At 47.7% G+C, this 25,373-nt stretch carries 27 protein-coding genes, 8 tRNA genes and 2 rRNA genes; 32 read left to right on the top strand and 5 right to left on the bottom strand.

The genetic code is table 11. The features are described 5' to 3' along the window. The 21 genes from KNP04_RS06860 to KNP04_RS06760 form a co-directional block, all read left to right on the top strand. Positions 1-122: ribosomal RNA gene (locus tag KNP04_RS06860) — 23S ribosomal RNA — on the top strand; the annotation flags it as partial. 93 nt (positions 123-215) lie between these two features. Further along, positions 216-332, top strand: a 5S ribosomal RNA gene (gene rrf / locus KNP04_RS06855). A gap of 8 nt (positions 333-340) precedes the next feature. Then, a tRNA-Asn gene (locus KNP04_RS06850) sits at positions 341-415 on the top strand. Positions 416-420: 5 nt separating this feature from the next. Then, positions 421-495, top strand: a tRNA-Glu gene (locus tag KNP04_RS06845). Positions 496-498: 3 nt separating this feature from the next. Further along, positions 499-574 (top strand) — tRNA-Val (locus tag KNP04_RS06840). A gap of 31 nt (positions 575-605) precedes the next feature. Further along, a tRNA-Thr gene (locus tag KNP04_RS06835) sits at positions 606-678 on the top strand. 6 nt (positions 679-684) lie between these two features. Beyond that, positions 685-768, top strand: a tRNA-Tyr gene (locus tag KNP04_RS06830). 5 nt (positions 769-773) lie between these two features. Continuing rightward, positions 774-849: transfer RNA gene (locus tag KNP04_RS06825), tRNA-Lys, on the top strand. Positions 850-856: 7 nt separating this feature from the next. Next, positions 857-931: transfer RNA gene (locus KNP04_RS06820), tRNA-Gly, on the top strand. Positions 932-949: 18 nt separating this feature from the next. After that, positions 950-1,025, top strand: a tRNA-Ala gene (locus KNP04_RS06815). Positions 1,026-1,226: 201 nt separating this feature from the next. After that, the gene (rocF, locus tag KNP04_RS06810) at positions 1,227-2,129 is read left to right on the top strand and encodes an arginase (protein WP_214875144.1); all 903 of its coding nucleotides are present in this window, start codon (positions 1,227-1,229) and stop codon (positions 2,127-2,129) included. Positions 2,130-2,259: 130 nt separating this feature from the next. Further along, on the top strand, positions 2,260-2,835 hold the full coding sequence (gene sigW, locus KNP04_RS06805) for an RNA polymerase sigma factor SigW (protein WP_012727640.1): 576 nt from the start codon (positions 2,260-2,262) through the stop codon (positions 2,833-2,835). Then, positions 2,832-3,467, top strand: coding sequence for an RseA family anti-sigma factor (locus tag KNP04_RS06800; RefSeq protein ID WP_214875143.1), 636 nt, complete (start codon positions 2,832-2,834; stop codon positions 3,465-3,467). Before sigW ends, KNP04_RS06800 begins: the two co-directional genes overlap by 4 nt. A 127-nt stretch (positions 3,468-3,594) precedes the next feature. Beyond that, positions 3,595-4,455 carry a diadenylate cyclase CdaA gene (cdaA, locus tag KNP04_RS06795; protein ID WP_214697362.1) on the top strand — a complete coding sequence of 287 codons (861 nt, stop codon included), beginning with the start codon at positions 3,595-3,597 and terminating at the stop codon, positions 4,453-4,455. After that, positions 4,456-5,736: a CdaR family protein gene (locus KNP04_RS06790; protein WP_214875142.1), complete on the top strand. Its 1,281-nt coding sequence runs from the start codon at positions 4,456-4,458 to the stop codon at positions 5,734-5,736. Between the two features lie 36 nt (positions 5,737-5,772). Continuing rightward, positions 5,773-7,131, top strand: coding sequence for a phosphoglucosamine mutase (gene glmM / locus KNP04_RS06785; RefSeq protein ID WP_214697357.1), 1,359 nt, complete (start codon positions 5,773-5,775; stop codon positions 7,129-7,131). Positions 7,132-7,490: 359 nt separating this feature from the next. Then, on the top strand, positions 7,491-9,287 hold the full coding sequence (gene glmS / locus KNP04_RS06780; RefSeq protein WP_214875141.1) for a glutamine--fructose-6-phosphate transaminase (isomerizing): 1,797 nt from the start codon (positions 7,491-7,493) through the stop codon (positions 9,285-9,287). 141 nt (positions 9,288-9,428) lie between these two features. Next, entirely contained in the window at positions 9,429-9,992 is a 564-nt protein-coding gene (locus KNP04_RS06775; protein WP_214875140.1) for a YdhK family protein, read from the top strand. A gap of 112 nt (positions 9,993-10,104) precedes the next feature. Next, the gene (locus KNP04_RS06770) at positions 10,105-10,584 is read left to right on the top strand and encodes a DUF2975 domain-containing protein (RefSeq protein WP_214875139.1); all 480 of its coding nucleotides are present in this window, start codon (positions 10,105-10,107) and stop codon (positions 10,582-10,584) included. A gap of 10 nt (positions 10,585-10,594) precedes the next feature. Continuing rightward, positions 10,595-10,813: a helix-turn-helix domain-containing protein gene (locus tag KNP04_RS06765; RefSeq protein ID WP_214875138.1), complete on the top strand. Its 219-nt coding sequence runs from the start codon at positions 10,595-10,597 to the stop codon at positions 10,811-10,813. Between the two features lie 84 nt (positions 10,814-10,897). Then, the gene (locus KNP04_RS06760; protein ID WP_214875137.1) at positions 10,898-11,584 is read left to right on the top strand and encodes a DUF975 family protein; all 687 of its coding nucleotides are present in this window, start codon (positions 10,898-10,900) and stop codon (positions 11,582-11,584) included. 131 nt (positions 11,585-11,715) lie between these two features. On the opposite strand, the gene KNP04_RS06755 is transcribed toward KNP04_RS06760, so the two are convergent. Beyond that, positions 11,716-12,771 (bottom strand): RNA-guided endonuclease TnpB family protein, encoded by a 1,056-nt coding sequence (locus KNP04_RS06755; RefSeq protein WP_214875136.1) that lies wholly within the window; start codon positions 12,769-12,771, stop codon positions 11,716-11,718. A gap of 272 nt (positions 12,772-13,043) precedes the next feature. Here KNP04_RS06755 and KNP04_RS06750 point away from each other — a divergent pair, with 272 nt between their 5' ends. The 7 genes from KNP04_RS06750 (at position 13,044) to KNP04_RS15350 (ending at position 19,028) form a co-directional block, all read left to right on the top strand. Further along, positions 13,044-13,985 carry an NAD(P)/FAD-dependent oxidoreductase gene (locus tag KNP04_RS06750; protein ID WP_214875135.1) on the top strand — a complete coding sequence of 314 codons (942 nt, stop codon included), beginning with the start codon at positions 13,044-13,046 and terminating at the stop codon, positions 13,983-13,985. A 70-nt stretch (positions 13,986-14,055) separates the two neighbouring features. Continuing rightward, on the top strand, positions 14,056-14,529 hold the full coding sequence (locus KNP04_RS06745) for a YfbM family protein (protein WP_214875134.1): 474 nt from the start codon (positions 14,056-14,058) through the stop codon (positions 14,527-14,529). Positions 14,530-14,640: 111 nt separating this feature from the next. Further along, complete coding sequence (locus KNP04_RS06740; protein WP_214785181.1) at positions 14,641-15,084, top strand: MarR family winged helix-turn-helix transcriptional regulator; 444 nt, start codon at positions 14,641-14,643, stop codon at positions 15,082-15,084. A 3-nt stretch (positions 15,085-15,087) separates the two neighbouring features. Continuing rightward, on the top strand, positions 15,088-17,742 hold the full coding sequence (locus KNP04_RS06735) for an MMPL family transporter (protein WP_214875133.1): 2,655 nt from the start codon (positions 15,088-15,090) through the stop codon (positions 17,740-17,742). A gap of 103 nt (positions 17,743-17,845) precedes the next feature. Beyond that, a complete protein-coding gene (locus KNP04_RS06730; protein WP_214875132.1) occupies positions 17,846-18,130 on the top strand; it encodes a putative quinol monooxygenase in 285 nt (94 codons plus the stop codon). A 14-nt stretch (positions 18,131-18,144) separates the two neighbouring features. Further along, the gene (locus tag KNP04_RS15355; protein WP_251129840.1) at positions 18,145-18,486 is read left to right on the top strand and encodes a VOC family protein; all 342 of its coding nucleotides are present in this window, start codon (positions 18,145-18,147) and stop codon (positions 18,484-18,486) included. A gap of 29 nt (positions 18,487-18,515) precedes the next feature. Beyond that, the gene (locus KNP04_RS15350; protein WP_251129839.1) at positions 18,516-19,028 is read left to right on the top strand and encodes a VOC family protein; all 513 of its coding nucleotides are present in this window, start codon (positions 18,516-18,518) and stop codon (positions 19,026-19,028) included. A 35-nt stretch (positions 19,029-19,063) separates the two neighbouring features. Here the strand turns inward: KNP04_RS15350 and KNP04_RS06720 are convergent, their stop codons facing one another. Further along, entirely contained in the window at positions 19,064-20,878 is a 1,815-nt protein-coding gene (locus KNP04_RS06720; RefSeq protein WP_214875131.1) for an LTA synthase family protein, read from the bottom strand. Between the two features lie 177 nt (positions 20,879-21,055). Here KNP04_RS06720 and KNP04_RS06715 point away from each other — a divergent pair, with 177 nt between their 5' ends. Both KNP04_RS06715 and KNP04_RS06710 read left to right on the top strand, forming a co-directional pair. After that, entirely contained in the window at positions 21,056-21,247 is a 192-nt protein-coding gene (locus tag KNP04_RS06715; RefSeq protein ID WP_214875130.1) for a helix-turn-helix transcriptional regulator, read from the top strand. A gap of 3 nt (positions 21,248-21,250) precedes the next feature. Further along, the gene (locus tag KNP04_RS06710; RefSeq protein WP_214875129.1) at positions 21,251-21,715 is read left to right on the top strand and encodes a hypothetical protein; all 465 of its coding nucleotides are present in this window, start codon (positions 21,251-21,253) and stop codon (positions 21,713-21,715) included. A 169-nt stretch (positions 21,716-21,884) separates the two neighbouring features. Here KNP04_RS06710 and KNP04_RS06705 read toward each other — a convergent pair whose 3' ends face one another. From KNP04_RS06705 to KNP04_RS06695, 3 genes are all read right to left on the bottom strand, one after another. Beyond that, complete coding sequence (locus KNP04_RS06705) at positions 21,885-22,481, bottom strand: hypothetical protein (RefSeq protein WP_251129838.1); 597 nt, start codon at positions 22,479-22,481, stop codon at positions 21,885-21,887. Positions 22,482-22,670: 189 nt separating this feature from the next. Beyond that, positions 22,671-23,069: a VOC family protein gene (locus KNP04_RS06700; RefSeq protein ID WP_074035393.1), complete on the bottom strand. Its 399-nt coding sequence runs from the start codon at positions 23,067-23,069 to the stop codon at positions 22,671-22,673. Continuing rightward, positions 23,066-23,491, bottom strand: a complete 426-nt coding sequence (locus tag KNP04_RS06695) for a VOC family protein (RefSeq protein WP_214780125.1) — start codon at positions 23,489-23,491, stop codon at positions 23,066-23,068. The genes KNP04_RS06700 and KNP04_RS06695 overlap by 4 nt, the downstream gene beginning before the upstream one ends. A gap of 117 nt (positions 23,492-23,608) precedes the next feature. Here KNP04_RS06695 and KNP04_RS06690 point away from each other — a divergent pair, with 117 nt between their 5' ends. Next, positions 23,609-24,004 carry a GNAT family N-acetyltransferase gene (locus KNP04_RS06690; RefSeq protein ID WP_214875128.1) on the top strand — a complete coding sequence of 132 codons (396 nt, stop codon included), beginning with the start codon at positions 23,609-23,611 and terminating at the stop codon, positions 24,002-24,004. Positions 24,005-24,114: 110 nt separating this feature from the next. Continuing rightward, positions 24,115-25,287 (top strand): IS200/IS605 family element RNA-guided endonuclease TnpB, encoded by a 1,173-nt coding sequence (gene tnpB, locus KNP04_RS06685; protein WP_214875127.1) that lies wholly within the window; start codon positions 24,115-24,117, stop codon positions 25,285-25,287. Positions 25,288-25,373 lie beyond the last annotated feature (86 nt).

Genomic DNA, 25,373 nt, shown 5'->3' with positions numbered 1-25,373 from the left:
ATGAGATTTCCCTTTGAGCAATCAAGAAAGACCCCTCAGAGACGATGAGGTAGATAGGTCATGGGTGGAAGCGTGGTGACACGTGGAGCTGAATGATACTAATCGGTCGAGGCTTTGATCTAGTCTATGGTTTGTGTTGATGAATCCTCAGTTTTCAGGGAATAAACCCTAAACATTATTGACATGCGTATGACGTGGTGTTAATATTCATTTTGTCTGGTGGCGATAGCGAGACGGCCACACCTGTTCCCATGCCGAACACAGAAGTTAAGCGTCTCAGCGCCGAAAGTAGTTGGGGGATCTCCCCCTGTGAGGATAGGACGTTGCCAGGCAAAATCGTTCCGCAATAGCTCAGTGGTAGAGCAACCGGCTGTTAACCGGTAGGTCGTAGGTTCAAATCCTACTTGCGGAGCCAATTTAGGCCCGTTGGTCAAGCGGTTAAGACACCGCCCTTTCACGGCGGTAACACGGGTTCGAATCCCGTACGGGTCACCATATGGAGGATTAGCTCAGCTGGGAGAGCACCTGCCTTACAAGCAGGGGGTCGGCGGTTCGATCCCGTCATCCTCCACCATTTTTATGTATTACATCAAACCTATATATATGCCGGTGTAGCTCAGTTGGTAGAGCATCTGACTTGTAATCAGAGGGTCGAGGGTTCGAATCCTTTCGCCGGCACTCCTCGGGGGGGTAGCGAAGTGGCTAAACGCGGCGGACTGTAAATCCGCTCCTTCGGGTTCGGCGGTTCGAATCCGCCCCCCCCCACCAGGTTTGAGCCATTAGCTCAGTTGGTAGAGCATCTGACTTTTAATCAGAGGGTCGCAGGTTCGAGCCCTGCATGGCTCACCATTTTTTTGCGGAAGTAGTTCAGTGGTAGAATACGACCTTGCCAAGGTCGGGGTCGCGGGTTCGAATCCCGTCTTCCGCTCCATATTCTTATCCCTGTTTCGGGGCCTTAGCTCAGCTGGGAGAGCGCCTGCCTTGCACGCAGGAGGTCAGCGGTTCGATCCCGCTAGGCTCCACCATATGTTTGTTTCTTAAGTTAGTGATGACTTAAGTTTTTTTTTGCCTAAAACCATGAACCATTCAAATGAGAGTACAGAGAAAGGCAGCCTGCCACCATTCAGGCTGCCTTTTTGTATGTTTATTCATTGTATTGCCGAGTTGAACCAAACGGATGATAGCGTTTACAATTCAACTATTAAGTGTTTAAAGGGGGAATGGGAATGCAATGGTCATATATTCATGTACCGCTGCGATACGGTCAAGGGAAACTCGGGGTTGACCAAGGACCAGCAAAATTAAACGAATTAGGGATGGAGACACTTCTGCCATCGGAAACGGTCAAACATACGATTCGCGTGTTACCGGAATCTGAAATTCGTGAAAATGAGGAACATTTGAAGCGAGTCGATGGTGTCCTACACACAGTCACTGAATTGGCGGAAGTTGTGCATCGCGAGATTACAGCGAATCGATTCCCATTGATCGTTGGGGGCGATCATAGTATGGCAATCGGTACACTCGCTGGGTTGGCTCAAACAGGACCATACGGTGTCATCTGGGTAGACGCTCATGCTGACTTGAATACTGGAGAAACGTCACCATCCGGTAATATTCATGGAATGCCGCTTGCGGCTGCAATGGGCATGGGTGACGTTCGTCTGACAGAAGTGGGCGGACGTGAGCCGAAGTTATCACCGGAGCATTTAGTATACATCGCACTTCGTGATATCGATGAAGGGGAAATGAACGAGATTAATCGACTTGGCATCAAAGTCATTACTGTAGAAGAAGTGCGAACGCGTGGTGCCGATATCATCATGCAAGAAGCATTGAATTATCTACGTGAACGCGTCAATCGTTTCTACATCAGCTTTGATATGGATAGTTTAGATGCATCACTAGTACCTGGCACTGGGACACCGGTTGATGGCGGCCTGACAGAAGTCGAGGCAAAAGCGATTTTAACAGAAGCTATGAAAGCAGATGATTTAATTGCTGTCGAACTCGTTGAATTGAATCCGGTGTTAGACCGAGAAGATATGACGGCAAATTTAGCGTATCGTCTGTGCGAAACGATTATAAAATCAAAAGAAAACCTGTTATTGGAAGGCGAGACAGTCTGATTTCCTTACAGTTTCCAAACCCGTTTGCTACAATGGGGGTGGAAACTTTTTTTATTTTAAATGAAACCATTTGAATCATGAGACGTATATAGAAATGACCGCATGTGTAGCGGAGAGGGGAAGTGGATTGATGGAACGGCTGACCACCCGTTTGGTAGATGAATTGAGGGCGGGGAATCACGATTCGTTTGCCGAACTGGTAGAACTATACAAGGATGGCGTCTTTGCAATCGCCTATAAAATTTTGTATGATCGTGGCGAAGCGGAAGACGCTGCCCAGGAAGCGTTCATTCGTGCGTATACACGAATCGATACGTATGACGCACAATATAAGTTCAAAACATGGCTCTATCGAATCACAACGAACGTTGCCATCGATCGATTGAGGAAACGGAAGCCAGAGTATTCGATGGATGCCGAAATTGCAGGTACAGACGGTTTGACCTATCAAGACCACTTAGCTGATGAAGCGCCCCAACCCGATGCCCAAGTGGTTCATCGCGAAATTCGAAGTGAGATGCATGAAGCAATCAAGCAACTCCCGGACAAATATCGTATTCCCTTACTACTAAAGTACGTGGATGATTTGTCATTAAAAGAAATCAGCGTGATGATCGACATGCCGGTCGCAACGGTTAAAACAAGGATCTTCCGGGGAAGAGAAATGTTAAAAACAATCTTTCAAAATAGGGAGGGGTTCAATTGACTCCTGAAGAAAAAGTACAACAATATTTGGAAGATGGCGTTTTGCCCGAAGAATCTGACGAATTGCGTCAATTGTTAGAAGACGATGAATTATACGAGTCGTATCTACAATATGAACGAATCGACGCAGAACTGAAAGCATTGCCTCGTCCAAAGTTATCAGCCGATTTTACTGCACGTGTGATGGCCGCTTTGCCTGAAGCACCTGTACAAAAAGCACCCGATACGGTCGTTCCGTTATCAAAACCAATCCGAAAAGAACGAAAACCGCACTCGAAACAAATCGCTTGGCTACAACGACACCCGGCTTTGATCGCGGCGGTCCTGTTCTTCAGTCTGATGTCTAGTGCGACACTTGGACTCTGGAACAGTGCATCTGAGACGATGACCTATACAAAAGTACCAGGGGTTGTCGTGTCAGAGAACGAAGTCATTGTGCCGGTCGGTGTGACGGTCGAGAAGGATATCACCGTTCAAGGTGGCGATTTACGAATCGAAGGAACGGTCAAAGGTGACGCGACCGCTGTAAATGGCCGTGCGTATTTAGCTAGTGCCGGTCAAGTGACAGGTGAGCTTGAACAGATTGACCAAATGTTCGAATGGATTTGGTATTCGATGAAACAACTTTTCTAAAGACGCTTCTGGCGTCTTTTTTTCGTTTCAATCTGGTTTCGTTTTGATGTGACGCAATGCGAATATACAGAATTGATGATATAATGGAAATTGCACGATTTAGCTAGGTAGTGAAGGAGGGGAGCATTTGCCGCTACTTGAACAAGTATCATTTTTCTCATTTTTAAATCTTTCAGAAAACGTACATTGGTACGATTATTTGAATGATGTTTTAGATATCGTCGTCGTCACGTACGTGATTTATAAGTTAATGATGATTGTACGTGGGACAAAAGCAGTTCAGTTAATCAAAGGGATCTCAATCATCCTGGTCAGTTGGTTCTTGAGCGGTTTCTTCGGATTGAAGACGCTCCAGTTCTTGCTAAATCAGGTGATTACGTATGGTCTTCTTGGGATTATCATCATTTTTCAACCTGAGTTGAGACGTGGTCTTGAACATCTCGGACGAACGAGCAATTTATTCGGACGTACGGGAACGAGTGACGAAGAGCAACAACGACAAATGATTGAAGCCATCGTCAGTTCTGCGCAGTATATGTCCAAACGGCGAATCGGTGCATTGATTGCCATCGAACGCGATACGGGACTCAATGAATATGTCGAGACAGGCATTCGGATGGACTCACATATTACGTCACAGTTGATTATTAACTTATTCATTCCAAACACGCCGCTTCATGATGGGGCGATGATTATTCAAGACGGGAAGATTGCAGCGGCAGCTTGTTATTTACCGCTCTCTGAAAGCCCACATATCGATAAAGCGCTCGGGACGCGTCACCGTGCAGCCATTGGCGTCAGTGAAGTGACAGACAGTGTCACCCTTACCGTCTCAGAAGAGACGGGAGCGGTCTCCCTTGCGATTGCAGGACGTCTGTATCGCGAATTGGATGAAGAAGCGCTACGCAACAAATTAATTCAAGAACTCGTCATCGAAGAAAAAGAGGCGACCCTCTCGTTCTTCGGTAAAAAAGGAGGGGATAAGTAAGTGATTGATCAGTGGTTACAACATAAATGGTTTCTCCGCTTCATCGCACTTGCTTTAGCCGTCCTTTTATACTTAATGGTCGCTGAGACCAGTTCTTCAAATAATGCGTCGAGTGCGCTGCCGATCGTCGGACAGAGTTCCATGACGCTCGATGTGCCGGTCGAAGTGTTTTTTGATGAGGTGCAGTATGTCGCATATAATGTACCGGAAGAGATGGGCGTTGAGCTTCAAGGCCCATCTAGTAGTTTAACGATGACCAAATTGGTGAAAGATTATCAGGTATTCGTCGACTTGACGAACCTCGGGACGGGCTTTCACCGTGTTCCGGTCGAGGCACGAGGATTCGGTGGCGACGTCAACGTCAAGTTAGACCGAGAGACTGTCGAAATCTATATTGACCGGAAGCAAACAATTGAAGTGCCGGTATCTGTAAACTTATTAAACAAAGATCAGTTACCGGAGGGGAAAGTAGCGGGTGATGTCGAAATCGAACCGTCTACTGTGAAAGTCACGGGAGGCGCGAGTCGGATTCAAAACGTCAAGGAAATCACGCTAAATGTAGATGTCGCGAGTCAAAGTCAGACGTTTACACGAGAAATCCCCCCGACTATTTTAGATGCGAATGGGAACCCATTAAACGTCTCGGTCGACCCGAATATCATCAATGTCACCGTACCGATTTATGATGAAAGTGCGATGATTCCAATCGAGGTCGTTACGAGTGGAGATGTGGCGGATGACTTCCGACTAGTCGATACGTTGTTAGCTGAGACGGAAGTCCGTGTCTTTGCACCAAAAGAAGTGCTCGATGCACTCGAAACAATCGAAACGGAACCGATTGAGCTGGATGACTTAACGAAGTCTGAAAAGTTAAATGCTACCCTCCGCCTTCCAGAAGGAGCGACATCTCTCGGTAAAAAAGAAGTCGAAGTCCAAGTGTTGATTCGTCCAAACGACGAGTCGAAAGATGACACGGGTGAATTGACGGAACGGATTCGATTGACGGTGCCTGTCAATGTTCGTGGATATGACCGGACAAATTATACGGTTCAAACGCAAGAAGTCGTCAGTGTGACATTATCGGGAAAACGATCCCTTCTAGAGAACATCTCCTCGAACAGTGTCAATGTAACCTTAGATTTAACAGGTTTACCGAGTGGGACACACGCGGTAGATGTAGATTATGAAGTACCTAAAGGCGTGACTGTCATTTCGCCGAAAACAATCGATGTTCAATTGACAAGCGTCGATGAAGAAACAGAAACATCTTCCATTCAATAAAGATGTTCAATCATACAAAAGTGAGGATTTAATCTTATGGGTAAATATTTTGGAACAGATGGAGTTCGCGGTGTTGCGAACTCTGAGTTGACTGCGGAATTAGCATATCGTTTAGGTCGTGCGGGTGGCTACGTGCTCTCGAAACATTTGCCAGAAGGCGAACAGCCAAAAGTCTTGATTGGTCGTGACACACGAATCTCAGGACATATGTTAGAGGGTGCATTGATTGCGGGTCTTCTTTCAATCGGTGCAGAAGTTATGCGTCTCGGTGTCATCTCGACACCTGGGGTCGCCTACTTGACGAAGTCACTAGATGCGACAGCGGGAGTCATGATCTCGGCATCACATAACCCCGTGGCAGACAACGGGATCAAATTCTTCGGTAGTGATGGTTTCAAATTAGATGACGCAACTGAACAAGAAATCGAAGACATTTTAGACGCTGCGGAAGATACACTCCCGCGTCCGACTGGAAAAGACCTTGGTTTCGTTTCAGATTATTATGAGGGTGCACAAAAGTATCTTCAAATGTTGAAACAGACTGTAGAAGAGGACTTCGATGGTCTTCACATCGCGCTTGATTGCGCACATGGTGCAACGAGTGGTCTTGCAGCTCGTCTCTTCGCTGACCTTGAGGCGAACGTGTCGACAATCGGAAACTCGCCGAACGGGTTGAACATCAATGAAGGTGTCGGCTCGACACACCCTGAGCACTTGGCTGAGTTCGTTCGTGAAAAAGGAGCGGATATGGGTCTTGCCTTTGATGGTGATGGAGATCGTTTGATTGCGATTGATGAGAACGGTGATATCGTGGATGGGGACAAAATCATGTACATCTGCGGTAAATACTTGAGTGAAAAAGGTCGTTTGAAAGACAATACGATTGTCGCGACGGTCATGAGTAACCTTGGCTTCCATAAAGCTGTGGAAGAAGCGGGTATGACTGCGCTTCAAACAGCAGTTGGTGACCGTTATGTTGTGGAAGAAATGAAGAAACATCAATACACACTCGGTGGTGAACAGTCGGGTCACTTGATTTTCCTCGATCACTCGACAACGGGTGACGGGATGTTATCAGGCGTCCAATTGGCGGAAATCGTCAAGTCGACAGGCCGTAAACTTTCTGAGTTGGCAGCTGAGATGCCGGTTTATCCGCAAAAGCTCGTCAACATTCGTGTGACGAATAAAAATGATGCGATGAACGGAGAACGTGTCCTTGCGACGATTCAAGAAGCAGAAGCGGAAATGGCTGGGAACGGTCGTATTCTTGTCCGTGCTTCTGGAACAGAGCCACTCGTCCGTGTCATGGCAGAAGCGCCGACAGCGGAAGAGTGCGATCTCTACGTTGAAAAAATCGCGCAAGTCGTGCGTGAAGATTACGGCGTAGAAGGATAATTTTTCAGAAACCGGGAATAACACAAGGGAATCCAACGTTGGATTCCCTTTTTGTTTCCGTTTTGTCATCGAGAAAACAATGGTTCTTCTTGACGAATGGGGGTGTGATTTGTACTATTAAGAGCGTGACCTTGGAAACGGAAGGACACAAGAGTACGAACAAGCGCCAGAACTCTGCGGAGTTGACGAGGTTGGAGGTTATCGAGATTTCGGCGGATGCCTCCTCGTCGCCTGTCACGACGAAAAGCACGCTTTTAAAACGCCCGGGTGACCGGACGGACAAAGAAGTGTGTGTTGACAGCTCTTAGAAAAAGCCCGTTTCCTTTTTCGAGAAATCGAAGAATAGAGGAGATTTGTTTATGTGTGGAATTGTAGGAATGATTGGGAATACCGGAGCGAAGGAAGTCCTTCTCAAAGGTCTTGAAAAACTCGAGTACCGTGGTTATGACTCGGCAGGTCTTGCGTTGATGCATGAAAATGTCAACGTTCACAAAGAAGTCGGTCGCATCGCTGCGCTACGCGAAATCATCCCAGCAGAAGTAGACGGCACGATTGGAATCGGCCACACACGTTGGGCGACACACGGGGTACCGAGCGTACCGAACGCCCACCCGCACCAAAGTACGACAGGACGCTTCACGCTCGTGCACAACGGCGTGATCGAGAACGACGAAATCATCAAGAAGACGCTTGACGTCCCGTTCCTCTCAGAGACGGACACGGAAGTCATCGTCCAGCTCATGGAGAAGCACTTCGTCGAGCTCGGCGACGTCGAGGCGGCGTTCCGCAAGACGCTTTCGGACCTCCACGGATCATACGCGATCGCGATGATCGACTCAGAGGACAAAGAGCGCCTCTATATCGGGAAGAACAAGTCACCGCTCCTCGTCGGACTCGGTGACGGCACGTTCAACGTCGTCGCATCGGACGCGATGGCGATGCTCCAGGTGACGGACCAGTACCTCGAGCTCCATGACGGCGAGATTGTCATCCTCACGCGTGAGTCGGCGACAATCAAGACGCTCGACGGCGAAGTAATCGAGCGTGCACCGTACACGGCCGAGATCGATGCGTCAGACATCGAGAAGGGCACGTACGCGCACTACATGTTGAAGGAGATGGACGAGCAACCAGCCGTCATCCGCAACATCATCCAGCACTACCAGAACGAGAACGGCGACATCGAACTCACGGACGGCGTGCGCGAGCTCGTCTCGGAAGCAGACCGCGTCTATATCGTCGCGTGTGGTACAAGTTACCACGCTGGTCTTGTTGGGAAACAATTAATCGAGCGCGTCGCAGGTGTACCGACTGAAGTACACGTCGCGTCAGAGTTCGGTTACAACATGCCACTTTTGACGGAGAAGCCACTCTTCCTCTTCATCTCACAATCAGGTGAAACAGCGGACAGCCGTGCCGTTCTCGTCGAAGTGAAAAAGCTTGGCCATAAAGCGCTCACGTTGACAAACGTAGCGGGATCGACATTGTCGCGTGAAGCGAACGAGACGATGCTCCTCCACGCCGGACCGGAGATCGCGGTCGCGTCGACGAAAGCGTACACGGCACAGATTGCGGTCCTCGCAATTCTCGCATACGACATCGCTCGTGCGAACGGGAAGAAACTTCCGTTTGATTTGATGCAAGAGCTCGCACTCGTTGCGACAACGATGGACTCGATCATGGCACAAAAAGAAATCTTTGAAGAGCTTGCTGATAAGTTCTTGAAAGAATCACGTAACGCATTCTTCCTCGGACGTGGATTGGATTCATATGTAGGTCTTGAAGGCGCATTGAAGCTCAAAGAGATCTCATACATCCAAGCAGAAGGATACCCAGGTGGGGAACTCAAACACGGCCCGATCGCGTTGATCGAAGACGGAACACCGGTCATCACGCTTGTGTCGCAACCGAACACACACCTCAACATTCGTGGAAACATCAAAGAAGTTGTAGCGCGTGGTGCAGTAGCTTGTACGATTTCAATGGAAGGCATGGAGCATGAAAACGATGCATTCGTTCTTCCACGTGTTGAACCACTTCTCACGCCACTCGTGACGGTTCTTCCACTTCAACTCATCTCGTACTATGCGGCACTTGCCCGCGACTGTGATGTCGACAAGCCACGTAACTTGGCGAAGTCTGTAACAGTTGAATAATCTTCCATGGCCAGAATCTTTCGGGATTTTGGCCTTTTTTGTTTCAGTCAGTTAACAAATCATCGGAACGTTCTCAAAAATGTCTGTTTCCCCGATAGAGCGGGTACACTCAACGTGAGTATGAATAAAAGGAGAGATTCGATGAAACAGAAGAAATGGATGACGGGCTTAGGTGTCATCGTGCTCGCTACATCGTTAGCCGCATGCGGGGATACGGCGGACGATACATCGATGGAGATGTCAGAAGAACAAAGCATGGATCATTCGGCAATGGACCACTCGGGGTCTGGAGAGATACCAGACGGACTGATGGAAACGAATGATCCGACATATCCGGTCGGGTCGACAGCGATGATGACAGCGGATCATATGCCGGGGATGGAAGGTGTCGAAGCCACGATTGTCGGTGCGTATGATACGACTGTATACGCAGTCAGTTATACACCGACGACAGGCGGTGATCCGGTAGAGAATCACAAATGGGTGATCCATGAGGAACTCGAGAATCCGGGTGACGCGCCATTAGCAGAAGGTGAACAAGTCGTTTTGGCCGCCGATCACATGGAGGGCATGGATGGCGCAGAAGCGACAATTGATATGGCTGAAGAGACGACGGTTTATATGGTGGATTACACGACGGAAGATGGAGAAGAGGTCACAAACCATAAATGGGTGACCGAAAGTGAACTAGAAGCGATGAAGTAAGGAAAGAAGACCTCAAGAATTTTTTGAGGTCTATTTTTCGATAAATATTTATTGATAAACGATAAATGAGGGCGTATGATAAAGGAAATAAAATGAGTGAGGTGTATGACAGGTGAAACGAGAAACCGTCTTTTTAAAACTATCGGTGATTGTCTTAGCCCTTCCGATTCTTGCAGCCTGTATCTTTTTACTTCCGTTTCTTTGGCGAGACGCAACCGAGAGCGGGGGTTGGATTGCGAATTCGATGCGTCCGATTGTCGTCGGGATGTATGTGGCGGCAGTTCCCTATTTTGCGGCTCTTTTTCAGACATTTACCTTGCTAGGATTGATTGACCGGAATGAGGCATTCTCCTATGGTGCGGTGAAAGTACTTCGGGTAATCAAGTATTGTGCATTGACCATCACGGTCATCTATACGGCGTTGCTTCCGTTCTTCTATTGGTTCGCCGAGCGTGATGATTCCCCGGGTTTCTTAGTCCTTGGGCTCGTTTTCGTGTTCGCCGCATTTGTCATTGCCGTCTTTGCTGAGTTGTTACAGAAATTATTAAAGCGAGCCATCGATATGAAACAAGAAATCGATTTGACGGTCTGAGGTGAGGAAAATGACTATGATTGTGAATCTAGATGTGATGTTAGCGAAGCGGAAAATGAGTGTGACAGAGCTGTCGGAACGGGTCGGGATCACCATGGCAAACTTGTCGATTTTAAAGAATGGAAAAGCGAAAGCGATTCGTTTTTCGACGCTCGAAGCGATTTGTGAAGCGCTCGACTGTCAACCGGGGGACATACTAGAATATCGAGCGGACGAACGAGCAGAGTGAATCTCTGCTTTTTTTGTATGAACATGAAACGTATTTGAACGATATGGCGTATATAAGATAAATCATTCAAGGGGAGGCTAGAAAATGGTTCAAACATGGACAGAACGGACACATGAAGCAATCAATGGGAAACGAGGTCTACTATTAGCCTGGTCGTTTCTTTGTGCCATTATATTAGAGTTTATTGCAATATTCGACCCGACACTTTACGGGGCGAAAGCCGGTTCGTTACAGGCGATTGTATTCCTTGTAAGTACGATGGTTGTATCCTTTATGCTATATCCAATCATCATCGGGTATCACTGGGTCATTCTTTCAATCATTCGCGGACAAGACGCGGAGTTTCGTGATGTGTTTCGACCGATGAAAGAACGATTTGGTAAGCATGTGACGGCTGTCATCCTACTAGCCATCTTCCAGACGCTTTGGACACTATTATTCATTGTTCCGGGAATCATGAAGTTCTTTTCCTACGCGTTCACGTACTTTATTTTGCGAGATGAGCCAGAGCTATCAGTCAGAGAAGCAATCACGAAGTCACGCACGTTGATGCATGGTCAGAAGTGGGACGCATTTAAACTGATTTTGCCGTTCATCCCGATTTATTTGATTGGCTTCACGTTATTTATGGTTGTGAATTCGGTTTTACTTGCCGCATTATCATTATCGATTGCGACAATCCTCATTCGTCCATTCGTCGTTGCGCGTTTCGCTGTCATGTATGAAGACTCGCGTCGGGCGTACGACGAACAATGGAACAAACCAGCCTGAAGCATAGTGAACTACTCGCCACTTATTTGCTTCGCAAATTGAAGGGGGAGCTTCTTGGGAAGACCGTGCTCTTACCAGCCACGGTTGTTTACCAAGCTCGTCGGGTGGTTCCCACCCTGAAGGAATTCGTTTTAGTTTGCCAACATCAACAGGTTGATGCTCGCGTTGATGTCACGGTCATGATGCGCGCCACAGGCACACGTCCATTCACGGACATCCATCGCCTTCTTCTCGCCTTTTACGCCGCAAGTGGAACAGATTTGAGTGGATGCGAACCATTGATCCGCCTTGATGAGCGTCCGTCCGTAGAAGTTTGATTTGTACTCGAGTTGCCGGACGAACTCGTACCAACTGACATCTCCGATGGACTTCGCCACCTTGTGATCCTTCATCATGTCCTTCGACTTCAATGTCTCCACGACGATGACTTGGTTCTCGTCAACGATCCGTCTTGACAGTTTGTGAAGGAAGTCCTTGCGTTGGTTGGCAATCTTTTCGTGTTTCTTAGCCAAAAGTAATTTGGCCTTTTCACGATTCTTGCTTCCGATCTTCTTTCGCGACAGCGCCCGTTGCGCCTTCTTGACCTTCGCTTCGGATTGTCGAAGGAAACGTGGGTTTTCGATTTTCTCCGATACCATCGCGTCGTTCGTCATGACGGCGAAGTGTTCCAGACCGAGATCGATCCCGACCTTGTTCTCGGCTGGGATCCATGGTTCATCGTCCTGTTTGACGAGGATGGAGACAAAGAACTTGCCCGTCTTGGTCATCGAGACCGTCGCCGACCGGATGACGCCCTCGAACGGGCGATGTTGTGTGAACCGCACGAACCCGACCTTCGGCAGACGGACCTTGCCCGCCTCGATGCGGATCGTGCCATGCTGGTTGTTCGTCGTGTAGGAGGCGCGCGACCGTCGTCTCGATTTGAAGTTCGGGAAGCCGCCCGTCCCGGCGAAGAACTTCGCGAACGCGAGGCTGTCCGCCTCGGCGAGGAACGGGAACAGGGGCTTGTAGGAGGCGGGTGTCGCCGGTTTCCGTCTCGTTCCGCTCCCCGCTTTCGCCTCCTCGCGGATGGCGATGCGGTCCTCGAGCAGCTTGTTGTAGATGAACCGGGCGCAGCCGATCGTCTTGATGAGGAACTCGGCCTGTGCCGGCGTCGGATGGAGCCTGTATGTGTAGCCTTTCAGCATGTCCGTCCCTCCTCCCTCCAGAAGATCGTGATGTGTCCTCCTCATCCGATACCCGCGGAGGGGGAGGGAGAATCTGACGGAATCACGAACTTTTGTTCGCTACATCTGTCACAGGGAGAGAAGAGTTTTGGACCGGGCGATTCATCTCCCGCCTACGCTGGGCTACGCCCCGAGACGCTTAGAGGAGGGAGAATTCTCGCCTGATTTAGTTAAATAGAGGTTGAAAGGAATGAGCATGCTACAATCTTCATGAAGGAAAGGGGAAATGCTGAATGAAGATTGGAATCATTGGGGCTGGTCTGAGCGGGATTATCGCAGCGCGTGAACTGATGCGTCGAGGTCATACGGTTGAATTGATCGAAAAGAGCCAAAGCGTCGGGGGACGTTTGGCAACTCGCCGAATCGGTGACGGACAAGCGGATCACGGGGCCGTCTATTTCACCGTACGTGGAGAAAATCTCAAACGCGAGGTACAGTCGTGGATGAGTGCGAATTGGGTGCGTGTCTGGTATGCGGACCCTTATCCGCGATACGTGGGGACGGATGGTATGAATGGACTCGCCAAGCATCTTGCTGAGGGATTGACGGTACACTTGAATGAACATGTGGAGCACGTTCACATAGAAGAGGATGGTACCATCAGCGTGAAGACAGATGTGACGAGACGTTCATACGACCGAATCGTGATGACGGCACCGCTTCCGCAATCGTTCGAATTACTCGGGAGTTTGGTTGATCAGGTCAAACCTTCCTTGCGACGTCTCGTGTATGCGCCGACGTTCGTTGGTCTCTTCGAATGTACGGGTGATGTACAGATTGGGGAAGATGGGATTCTCGATCATGACCTGACACCTGGATTGTTGAAGGTGATCAATAATCAGCAAAAAGGAATCACTGCGACCTCGCTCATCAGCGTCTATATGGAAGAAGCGTGGAGTGAAGAGTGGTATGAGCGACCAGAAGAGGAGACACTTGCAGAAGTTGAGCGGTTATTCCGGGAGGAAGTTGGCGATATCGACATCGTGTCACAGCAATTGAAACGGTGGCGCTATGCGCAAGCGAAAGACGTGTGGCATGAACCGTTTTATCGAGTAAGCCATCAGCCCATCTATTTAGCTGGCGATATCTTTCTTGAAGCGGATGATCCATCTGGACGAACTCGCTTTGAGAGTGCCTATTTATCTGGTCTACGTGTCGCCGAGGCAATCGTTTAAACCTTCTACGGAAGGTTTTTTCGTTTTGATGACGAATAGACAGACAAACGAACTGGAGAGGGGCACTCAAATGGGGATGATTGGAACTTACTTGCGAGTAACAGATGATGAGTTGGCGCGGCTACTTGATGAACCTGATTATTTCGAGGAATTGTACACGTACGAGGAAAGACAGTCGGATATCGATAAAGCGTGGCACGGACTGTACTTTTTGCTAACCGGAGAAGCGGACTTGGACGACATTGACCGTCACTCCCTCGGGAGAACGATTTTCGGCGGAATGGTAATCGAAGAGGAAACAGGAACGGCCTATTTGACGTCATCAGAAGTGAAAGACTTAGCGACCCGACTTCACTATATCGAACGAGATGCCCTTGAATCACGTTATGACGCGACGAGGATGAATGCGCATGAACTTTACCCATTCGAGAGAGGGTGGGGAAGTGAGGAAAAGCAATACTTGCTCGAACAGTTCGAGGAATTGAAAGCGATTTTTTTATCCGCGTCACAAAAGCACAAAGGGTTGATTACATGGATCGGATAAAATACGACTGATGTGCTGCGCCGATAGGATTCTCCTTATCGGTTTTTTTATTTGACGTTATTTAGTTTAGGGCATAAACTATAAGCATCTAGTTTAGGGGGTAAACTAAAAATGAAAGCATTGATGCGCGAAGCCGTGCAGTTATTTGAAGAAGTGATGTTCCATGGGACGGAACATGTCATCGAAGCGATGGAAGGGGATGTCTGGCGTGAGTATTCGCGTGAACAACTCCAGCTCTTAAAGTTGCTCGATCAATTTGGACCGACGCCAGCTGGACAGTTGGCACAAAAGCAAGGTGTCCATAAAAGTGCGGTCTCGAATCGACTCAAAAAACTGGTCGAAAAAGAACTTGTCACGAGTCGACGTGGACAAGACCAGCGCGAACGATTGATTGAATTGACATCAGAAGGAAAGCGGCTCGTCGAGGAAGTGGACGGTGCCGTCTATCGATATGTAGAATCCCTCATCGATGGAGAAGTAGACGAAATTGAAATTGAGCAATTTGTCCGGACGTTCCGGAAAATAAAACAATTGCTCCGAATCGGGGAGGAATAATACGTGCATAAAATCATTCAATGGCGTTGGGGAATCCTCATTTCCCTCATCGTATTGACAGCGGCACTATTTGTCGTAGCGCCGAACTTAACAAAGCAAGCAGAAGAAGCTGGTAGTTTTCAGCTAGCGGACGATATGGACTCTCAGCGTGCACAAGCGATTTTAGATGAGGCCGGGAAGAGTGATAAAACCATCTCGCTCGTCTACGAGTTCGAGTCGATTGGCGAAACCGAGCGAACGGATGTCGCTCGTGTCATCGAAGAGCTTAGACAGGATGAAACGGTCGTGACGGATGTTCTCGATCCGTTTGAAAGTGAGGAGACAGAGGCACAGCTCGTCTCAGAAGACGGACGCATCGTCCTCGTCCCGATCACGGTCGAAGGTACGACAGAAGAAATCAATGCGTTTGCTGATGATGTCCGTGAAAACGTGCTTCCTCAAGAGGAAACAGTATATATCACTGGGGAAGAGATCATTAACAATGATGTGAACTTGAGTGCCCAAGAAGGGTTGAAAAAGACGGAAATCATCACGGTCGTATTGATTTTTGGATTGTTGCTCCTCGTGTTCCGTTCTATCGTGACACCGTTCATTCCACTCATCGCGGTCGGCTTCACGTATTTATTGAGCCAATCGTTTGTCGCGTTCTTTGTGGATTGGTTCGGATTCCCGGTATCGAACTACACACAAATATTCCTCGTGGCCATCTTGTTCGGGATTGGGACAGACTACTGTATCCTACTTCTTAGCCGTTACAAAGAGGAGCTGAGTGCGGGGCATGCGATTGAAGACGCAATCGTCAATACGTACAAGACGGCAGGACGGACGGTCTTGATCAGTGGGCTCGCGGTCTTCGTCGGTTTCGCGGCCATCGGGTTTGCAGATTTTCCAATCTTCAAATCAGCCGTCGCTGTCGCAGTCGGAATTGCGGTGTTGCTGTTGATTCTCTTCACAGTCGTCCCATTCTTTATGGCGACGCTCAAGCAGCGACTGTTCTGGCCATCGAAGAAAGCAGGCGAGCATCATGATAGCAAGCTCTGGGCTGGATTGAGTCGATTGTCGGTCAATCGCCCGTTCGTATCGATTTTGGTCGTTGGATTGATTACGGTGCCAGTCCTGTTCACGTATGACGATGCCCGTTCGTTCAATACGGTCGATGAGATTGGAGACGGGTACGATTCGGTTCGTGGACTGAATTTGATTTCAGAAGGGTTCGGTCAAGGGGAATCCCTTCCGGTACAAATCATTTTGAAACAAGATCAAGCCATTACAGAATCGGAAGTTCCATACATTGAAATGTTCGCAAGTGAGCTCGAAAAAGTCGATGGAGTGAGCGGTGTGCGTGCCCTCACACGCCCGACTGGTGAAGTCATCGACGATTTCTATGTCGACACGCAACTCGGTGAACTCAGTGAAGGTTTGTCTGATGCACAGACGGGTCTTGGTGATGTCCAGGCCGGATTAGACGAGATTGAGCAGGGGCTAAACGCGGTCATCGGACAATTGCCAAGCGGTTCAACCAATGCCGGGGCGCCACTTACTGAAGCAGCAGCTGGGCTGAATCAATTAAACGGTCAACTTGGTCTCATTGGGCAAGGATTGACAGCGACCCAAAACATCCCTGCTGCAGTCGGACAGCTCGGTCAAGTGTCGGCAGGGCTCACACAAATCGAATCGGGCATCAGTGAAGCCGCCTCCGCATTGAATGCGCAAGGATCTCAGGTTGGTGAACTTAGCACCGGACTATCGCAACTCGCGACAGGTGTTGGCGAAGCGAACGACGGATTAGGACAAATCGAGTCGGGACTCGGCGAAGCGGTTTCGTTCTTGCAACAGTTGAGTGAAGCAGATTCGCTTCGGGAGACAGGTGTCTATCTTCCTGAAGGGACACTCACATCAGATGAGTTTTCCCCTGCCGTAGAACGCTACGTCTTTGACGAAGAGACAGCGACTCAGCTCGAGGTGATACTGGAGATGGATCCATACTCACCAGAAGCGATTGATGTCGTCGAGACGATTAAAGAGACGATGGATCGTTCTGTTACGGGGACACCATATGCAGATGCGACCATCGGATACGCAGGTATCTCAAGCATCAACAGCGATTTGAATGAAACGTCAACGAACGACTTCAATCGGACGGTAGCCATCATGCTCGTGACGTTGTTCATCGTCTTGACGGCATTGTTCCGCTCGATGATCATACCGCTCTATATGATTGCTTCGCTTCTCTTGACGTACTATACGTCAGCGGCGATCACAGAGCTGATCTTTGTGGAAGGTCTTGGCTATGACGGAATCAGCTGGGCCGTTCCGTTCTTCGGATTCGTCATGTTGATTGCACTTGGAATCGACTATTCCATCTTCCTACTGGATCGATTCCGGGAAGAGACGATCAATGGGAAGACGGTCCGTGATGCGCTCGTCTATTCGATGACGAAGATGGGTACCGTCATTATGACCGCCGCGGTGATCCTCGCCGGGACGTTCGGCGCCATGATTCCGTCAGGCGTGCTCAGTCTCGTTCAGATTGCGACCATCGTCATTACTGGTCTGTTGCTATACGGATTGATTGTATTGCCACTCTTGATTCCAGCCATTACGATTTCGTTTGGTGATGGTGTTTGGTGGCCGTTCCGACAAAAGAAAAAGTCATAAACAGAAACGGATGTCTCGTACGATGAGATATCCGTTTTTTGGGATAGATTGCGGTAGATTCGGGAACAGAAAGGCAGGTCCATTATCGAAGGAGGAATACTGTATGGAAATCGTCATTACTGCAATCTTGAAAGCCCATCCTGGTAAAGAAGAAGCGTTACGTGAGGCATTACATCGTGTGATTCCACCGTCACGAGCGGAAGACGGATGTCTCACGTACGTTCTTCACGAAGCAATCGATGCACCAGGAACGTTTGTCTTCTATGAAAAGTATAAAGACGAAGAGGCGCTCGATCACCACATCCATTCATCGCATTATCAGGCATATCGTGACGAAGCCGGGGAGCTTCTCGCCGTGCGTGATGTCTATCGTTTGCATGAAGTCTGAAAGGAGACTTTCTCATGATTACGCAACCTGTGATCCCATGTATTTGGTTTGAGGAGAATGTCGAGGAAATCGCCGAGTGGTATGTCTCCATCTTTCCAGATTCGTTTGTCGACTATACGACGAAATTTTCAAGCTCGCCAGCAGGCGAGACGACGATTGTGACGTTATCGCTCGCTGGACAGTTCTTTCAGTTACTCGGGGGAGGTACCACAAAAGAACGAAATCCGTCCGTTTCTTATATGGTATCCCTCCCGACGACAGAAGAAATCAATGCACTGTGGGAACGATTATCTGACGGAGCGGAAATCTTGATTCCATTAGATACGTACGACTTCAGCCAGCGTTATGGTGGTTGAAGGACCGCTACGGGGTTTCTTGGCAAGTCATGCATGATGGGGGGATGGACATTCAGCTCGTGACGCCATGCCTCTTGTTTGTCCAGGAAGCATTCGGTCGCGCCGAGGCAGCGATGAACGATTGGATTTCCATTTTCAAAGATTCGTATGTACTGGACGGACATACAGTACGGTACACGGAAGAAGATGGCGACGAGCTCGACGGGAAAATCAATTATGCCCGTTTCGTCTTATCCGGCCGAGAATTTGTCGTGATGGACAGTAATGAGAATCATATGTTTTCATTTAACGAAACACAGTCGCTCATCGCTTTTTGTGAGACACAAGACGAAGTCGATACGTACTGGGAGCGGTTATCGGCTGTACCAGAAGCAGAGGAGTGTGGGTGGCTGAAAGATCGCTACGGCGTCTCGTGGCAAATCATTCCGTGGGAAATGGAAGAGATGATGACGGTCGGTTCGCAAGAGCAGATTGAACAAGTCGTACAGGCGTGTCTGCCCATGAAAAAACTCGATATCGCGACGTTGCGTAAAGCCTATTAAACAAACCTCCCGGGACAAATAGCTCGGGAGGTTTTTCATGGACTCATTTGTGAGAGGGCATCTTTCTCGATGATGGTATCCGAGAGACGGAGCTGGCTGGCCGCACGGTCAATGTAAGGGGCGCATCGATTGAATGCGACCGGTTCTTCCGTCTCGACGGAATAGCATGTGCCGTTACCAGCACGTTCGGTCAAGTCTGGTTCATAGTAATGGTCTTCATATCGGAAAGCGCCCGTCCGAAAGACAGTCAGATTCGATGTATCATTCAAGAGGGAGTCGCCAAGCATATATGCCGGGGAAATTCCAAGTACATCAAGAATCGTCGGTGCGATATCGATTTGACCGCCACTTGCCTCCATGACTTCTCCTGTCGTCAGTCCAGGTGGTTTGATAAAGAGAGGGACAGCACGGTCGAGTTGAAACGCATCAACCGTCGAGTCCACTTCTTCGATGGTAGCCATCTCTTCTCCAGGTGCCGTCAGACCGCTATCGTGGTCACCATATAGGACGAGAAGCGTCTCATCCCACAACCCATCTTGTTTCAATCGTTCGATGAACTGACCGACTGCCGCATCGACGAAGTGAACGGTATGATAATAGTTTTCGAGAAGCGGGTCCTCAATTTCCGACAGGTCCAATCGCTTCTCGTCCTCCGGAATGTCGTACGGCGTATGGCTCGTCAATGCGACTAAAAACGCATAAAACGGTTCATCCAACTCTTCCATGAATCCGACGGACGTATTCAAGAAGTCTTGATCGTTGAGTGCCATCCCGATGATTCCTTGGTCGGGGTAGTCTTTGTCGCTAAAGAAATGATTGAACCCGATGTTGTCATAAAAATCATCCCGATTCCAAAAGTCTTTACGGAAGGAGTGCATGGCTGCCGTATCGTAGCCCGCCTCGTTCAAGTACTGTGAGAGTGCACTAAATTGATTTCCCGGGAAACGTGTGTACACCGAACCAGATTTGACAGGATAGAGTGATGTGTTCACGATGAACTCCGCATCGGACGTCCGCCCTTCATGCGTCTGATGATACACGTTCGGGAAATAGAGCATGTCACGGCGCAATCGATTTAAGTTCGGTGTCAATTCCTGTCCGTTGATCTGTTGGTCGATGACAGATGTTTGGAACGATTCGAGTTGTAGGACGATGACGTTCGTATCCGGACTCGAGGCACTTAATTCTTGATAAGAGAGTGCTTGGATTTGAGAACGCTCTTCGTCTGTCAGGGCTTCGTTCCATCCCATGGCACGTTCGACCCCTCGAGCGACATCTATCGCGTGATACCCCCAAAATCCAAGATGATAATATTCACGCATATTCGAGATCGGGTCATCTGCAATCCACTTTTCTCCACGCTGATAACTGAGGGTGAGCGGAATCGTGAAGAGAAGAAATCCGAGTGTGAAGCCGGCAATCGCCAATCGTCTTCCGTTCTGCTTTCCTTCACGGACAGGACGACGTTTCATATAACGCAAAATCAAACCGTAGATGATGAGGTCGATGAAGAAGAACGCATCGATTGGGCGGATGAGCGTCAAGAAGCCACCCCCGACATCTCCCATCTGCCCGATATCAGATAGTAAGGCGACGGATAATAAGTCTTCAAAATAGCGATAGTACCAGACGTCCGAGACGAGCAAGGTACTATGCAGGAACAGAGAAACGTATAAAATCCATCGGCGGATCGGATAAGACACGGCGAGCGCCCAACTCGTCAGGAGCAAAATCGTCGCCAAATTGATGAGGAAGAACGAGAAGTCGAACGCCGTCGCGGTCAACCAGCTAAAAAAGAAGAGCTTTGCCAGAGAGAGTGACAAGTAGCTCCAATAATCGAGATATTTCATTAGTGATCTCCTAACTCAAGATGTAGTTACTGTATCCTTTCCTTTCTTATGAATAGAGAAAACGTAGAAAGTGTGATGGAGATTCATTCGTAATCAAAAATATGTAATATATATATTGCGTTAATGGAATATATATATTACATTTAGATTGTTGGAAAACAAAATAAGGAGATAGCTATGGGTAATAGAGTAAAAGAATATCGAGTAGAAAAGAATTTTACTCAAACAGATTTGGCAATGGCAATCGGTGTGACTAGGCAGACAATCGGTTTAATCGAAGCAGATAAATATAATCCTTCGTTGAAGCTCTGTATTGCCATTGCGAGGGTTCTTTGCGTCACGTTAAATGATTTATTTTGGGAGGAGTAAAAGATGAAAAAATCATGGGTCACAATGTTTTTACCAAATGACGAATATAAAGAAAGGCAGTTATTGTACTTTATAGCAGAGGCTTTCGTTTTGTTCATTGGCTTTTTGGGAGTAGCCGTTCTATTGAATAGATTTTTAGGTATATTCAGCACTGAGTTTTCATATATTCTATTGGGTGTTATAGCAATTCTAAGTCTCTATGTATGGATTCGCTATATTCTCTCAGGTATGGAGTATGCAAACGTTGTTGAGAAATCTGAATATAAAATCGAACTAAAGAAAACAATTGTTTCCACATCGAAGTTTGCTGTTTTGTTTGCTGGGGTAGGAATTGTTTTAAAAGTAACGAAGATAGTGGAGTATAGTTGGATGGATTTGATAGGAATTTCAACCTGCGCATATGTATTGCTTCTAGTTTTTCAACTTTCTTCACTTAGATTGTCTTTAAAAAAGAATCGAGAACTTTAAAGCATGAAGTAATTTAACTATGTACATTTAACTTTTCATACATTCAACGGCTTGTATAAATGAAGTAGTAAAGAACTAGATTCGTTAGTTTGTAGAATCTAGTTCTTTAGGTGTTAATATTATTTAAGTTTACATATTAATAATTTTTAAATCTTTTACAGACTTGAAATCACTTACATTTAATTCCATACCAAGCTAAACTTGCAGTAAAACCTATAATGCCACCTTTAATTGCATTTTTTCCGGCTACTTTTGCTAATTCAATCGCAACTTGTTTCCAGGCTTCTCTCTCAATCAACTTCCATAGTCCCCCGCTTATAAAACCAATACCTGTTGCATCGATAATTTTACTACCAACACATTGTTTCCATGATTGTTTGGATGCCATTGTCACAACAGAATTTGAAGAAATGAGATTTATGTCATTCTTACTCGATACCCCAATTAAATCGTCACTAGTAATTTCTTCATCATTAACTATTTTGATAAAAAGAGCAATTGATGCCATGTTTTGAGTTCCGAATTTTTTAGCAACTAGTTGTTCATTCATAGTATATTTTCCGTTTTCGAATGTTGTCCCTTCTTCAAATAGAAATTCAAGATCTTCAGCAAATTCATTAATATAAAATTGCTCTTCGGTTGTTAGGTAATTAGTTGGTTCAGATGCCGTAACTGAATTTATTGGTGTTAATAAGGTGATTACCAATAATGTGCTTAAAGTCACCATGAAAAGCTTATAAACTAAAGTGTTTTTAGTAAAATTCAATTAAAAAATCCCCTTTTTCCTTAAAATTTTCAACAAAAGTAAGGATACACTAAAAACAAAGTAATTTAAAGTAACTTAATAATATTTATATCCATAAATGTAAATTTAATTACATTTAACTATAATAAAACCACATTTTACTACTAAACTACTATATATATTTTTATCCATGGTATTAAAAGCTGTAGATTATGTAATCTCGAACGTATCACGCAGTTCAATGATGGTTCCTTCCGGTGCTTTTAATTTACTTAAATGCCCATCGACGACGAAGTAGATGTTGCCACCGTGCTTCGGTAAAAACGTGACGCCGAGTTGTTCGAGTCGTGCGACTTCCGCTTTGAGGTCATCTACATAGAGGGCGAAATGGACGGGACCGGCCGCATGTTTCGAGTAGTCTTGTAACGTTTCATCCGCTTTAGCAGTCTGGAGCTCAATATAAAAATCACCGAGCTTGAGCCAACTGTTGAAGTCACGCGTATGAAAGTTTGGCGACTCCTGGACGAGTTCAAAACCGAGCGCTTCGTAAAATGACTTCGATGCGGCATAATCCGGGGTTTGGATACAGATATGATGGATTTGTTTCATTGGTTGTTTCCTTTCGTTTGCAACTCTTTCACTCGATCACGGTGGAACGGGGAAGTCAATTCTTCTGAGATGAGGCTGATCGTATGTCCATCCGGGTCTCGTACGTCAAAACAGGACATACCACCGAAATCGTGAAGCGGGGTCGCAATTAACCCTGCTTGTTCGAACGATTGATACGCGAGCTGGATGTCTTCACAGATGATATTGAAATAAACATGGGCTTGTCCGGACGCATCCTTAAATGTTGTAGGTTGCGTTGAAGTAGTTTGAATCAATCCGAGTTGAGTCGAGCCATCTGGCAGACAGATTCCGATGCCCCCTTCCCAGCGCCCGATTTCTTGGGCATAAAAATAAGTGGTATACCAGTTCAGAGACTGTTCTACATCTGATACGGGAATGAAGATACTTCCGATTCGGAACATAAGACCCCCTCCTTTTCTATTGTTAGTGTAGCGAATACAAGCCTTCGAAGATACGGGAGAAGAAACTTTTTCGGGAGAAATCGTATGGAAGAAAGAGAAAATTAATGAGGTGAAAGCATGAAAGGAAATGAAATCACGATTCAACCGGTTGATGCAGTCATTCGAGAGGCGGTCATCGCCCTGACAGTGGACGAGAACCAAGCACGATTCATCGAGACGAATGTCGAATCCCTTCAAGAGATGGCTGAGGATACGAAATACAATTGGCGGAGCTTTGCATTTTATGAAGGTGAGCGACCGGTTGGCTTCATGATGGTCGGAGCAGAAAACCAGACAGAACGTTATATATGGCTCGACCGCTTCATGATTGATCAACATGAACAAGGGAAAGGCGTTGGAACGAAGTGCCTACGCATGGCAGTGGAATTTATCCAGACACAATACGATGTGGATGATATCATCCTGAGTCTCTATCAAGAGAATGAAGCTGCGAAACGATTTTATCAAAATTAAGCGAGAATACGCCCACTTCTAAACGTTAAGGACAGGGCTTACGTGAAAGTGGGAGATGAATCGCCAGCCTTTTCTTCGGGTAAAATATCTTCAAAGGTGGTGACCGTCACATGGTGAAGCACAAGGGCTATAAATTCCGGATCTATCCGACGAAGGAACAGGAAATCCTGATCGCCAAGACGATCGGCTGTTCCCGGTTCGTGTTCAACCATTTCCTGTCGAAATGGGACGCGGCCCATGAAGCGACCGGCAAGGGACTGTCGTATGATGCCTGCTCGAAAGAACTTCCCATGCTCAAACAGGAATTTGGTTGGTTGACGGAAGTGGACAGCACGGCCGTCCAGAACAGTGTCAAACACCTGGCCGACGCGTATAAGAAGTTCTTCAAGAAAAAGGGGAATCATCCCCGTTTCAAGTCGAAGCGAAACCCCGTCCAATCCTATACGGCGAACATCCAGGGCAAGTCCCAGCTCCCCGAGGTCTCGATCGTCGGGAATCGACTCAAACTCCCGAAGCTGAAATGGCTGCGTTTCGCCAAATCGAGACAGGTCGAGGGTCGCATCCTGAGCGCCACGATCCGATGCACGGCTTCGGGTAAATATTTCGTCTCCCTTCTCGTAGAGCAGGAGATCAGTGAGCTGCCGAAGACCGGTTCATCGGTCGGCGTCGACGTCGGGCTGAAGAACTTCGCCGTTCTATCGGACGGCACATTGTACAAGAACGACCGTTACTTCCGTACGCTCGAGAAGAAACTGGCACGGGAGCAACGTAAGTTGTCCCGTCGTCAGCGCATCGCCCTGAACAAGAGGGTGAGACTCTCCGAGGCGAAGAACTACCAGAAGCAGAAGCGGAAGGTTGCCCGTATCCACGAGAAGATCGCCAACAGACGCACTGATTTCCTGCACAAGGTGTCGACCGAGATCGTCAAAAACCACGACGTCATCGGCATCGAGACCCTGCAGGTCAAGAACATGCAGAAGGACCGCAAGTTGAGCAAGTCGATCGCCGAGGTCGGCTGGTCGGCGTTCTTTCGCATGCTCGAGTATAAGGCCGGCTGGTACGGCAAGACCGTCGTGAAGGTCGGGAAGACCTTCGCCTCGAGCCAATTGTGTTCGAGTTGCGGCCATCGACACCAAGACGTGAAACATCTTGGTCTGCGTGAATGGACATGCCCGGCTTGCGGGGTCCACCACGACCGTGATGTGAACGCAGGACTGAACCTCAGACAAGAAGCCGAGCGCATGTTGGCTTCTTCAACCGTCGGGACGACGGGGCTAGCCTGATCAGGTTCCGACTGTCAGGTCGGATAACTCAGGAATCCCCCACCTCTAAGCGAAGCGTAGGTGGGGGTAGTTCAAGCGAAGAACGG

This window comes from Exiguobacterium sp. CH10 (genome assembly GCF_018617635.1).
Classification (GTDB): domain Bacteria; phylum Bacillota; class Bacilli; order Exiguobacteriales; family Exiguobacteriaceae; genus Exiguobacterium; species Exiguobacterium aestuarii_A.
Note: the sequence above shows the minus strand (reverse complement) of the source record. Positions and strands in the feature narration are given on the sequence as shown.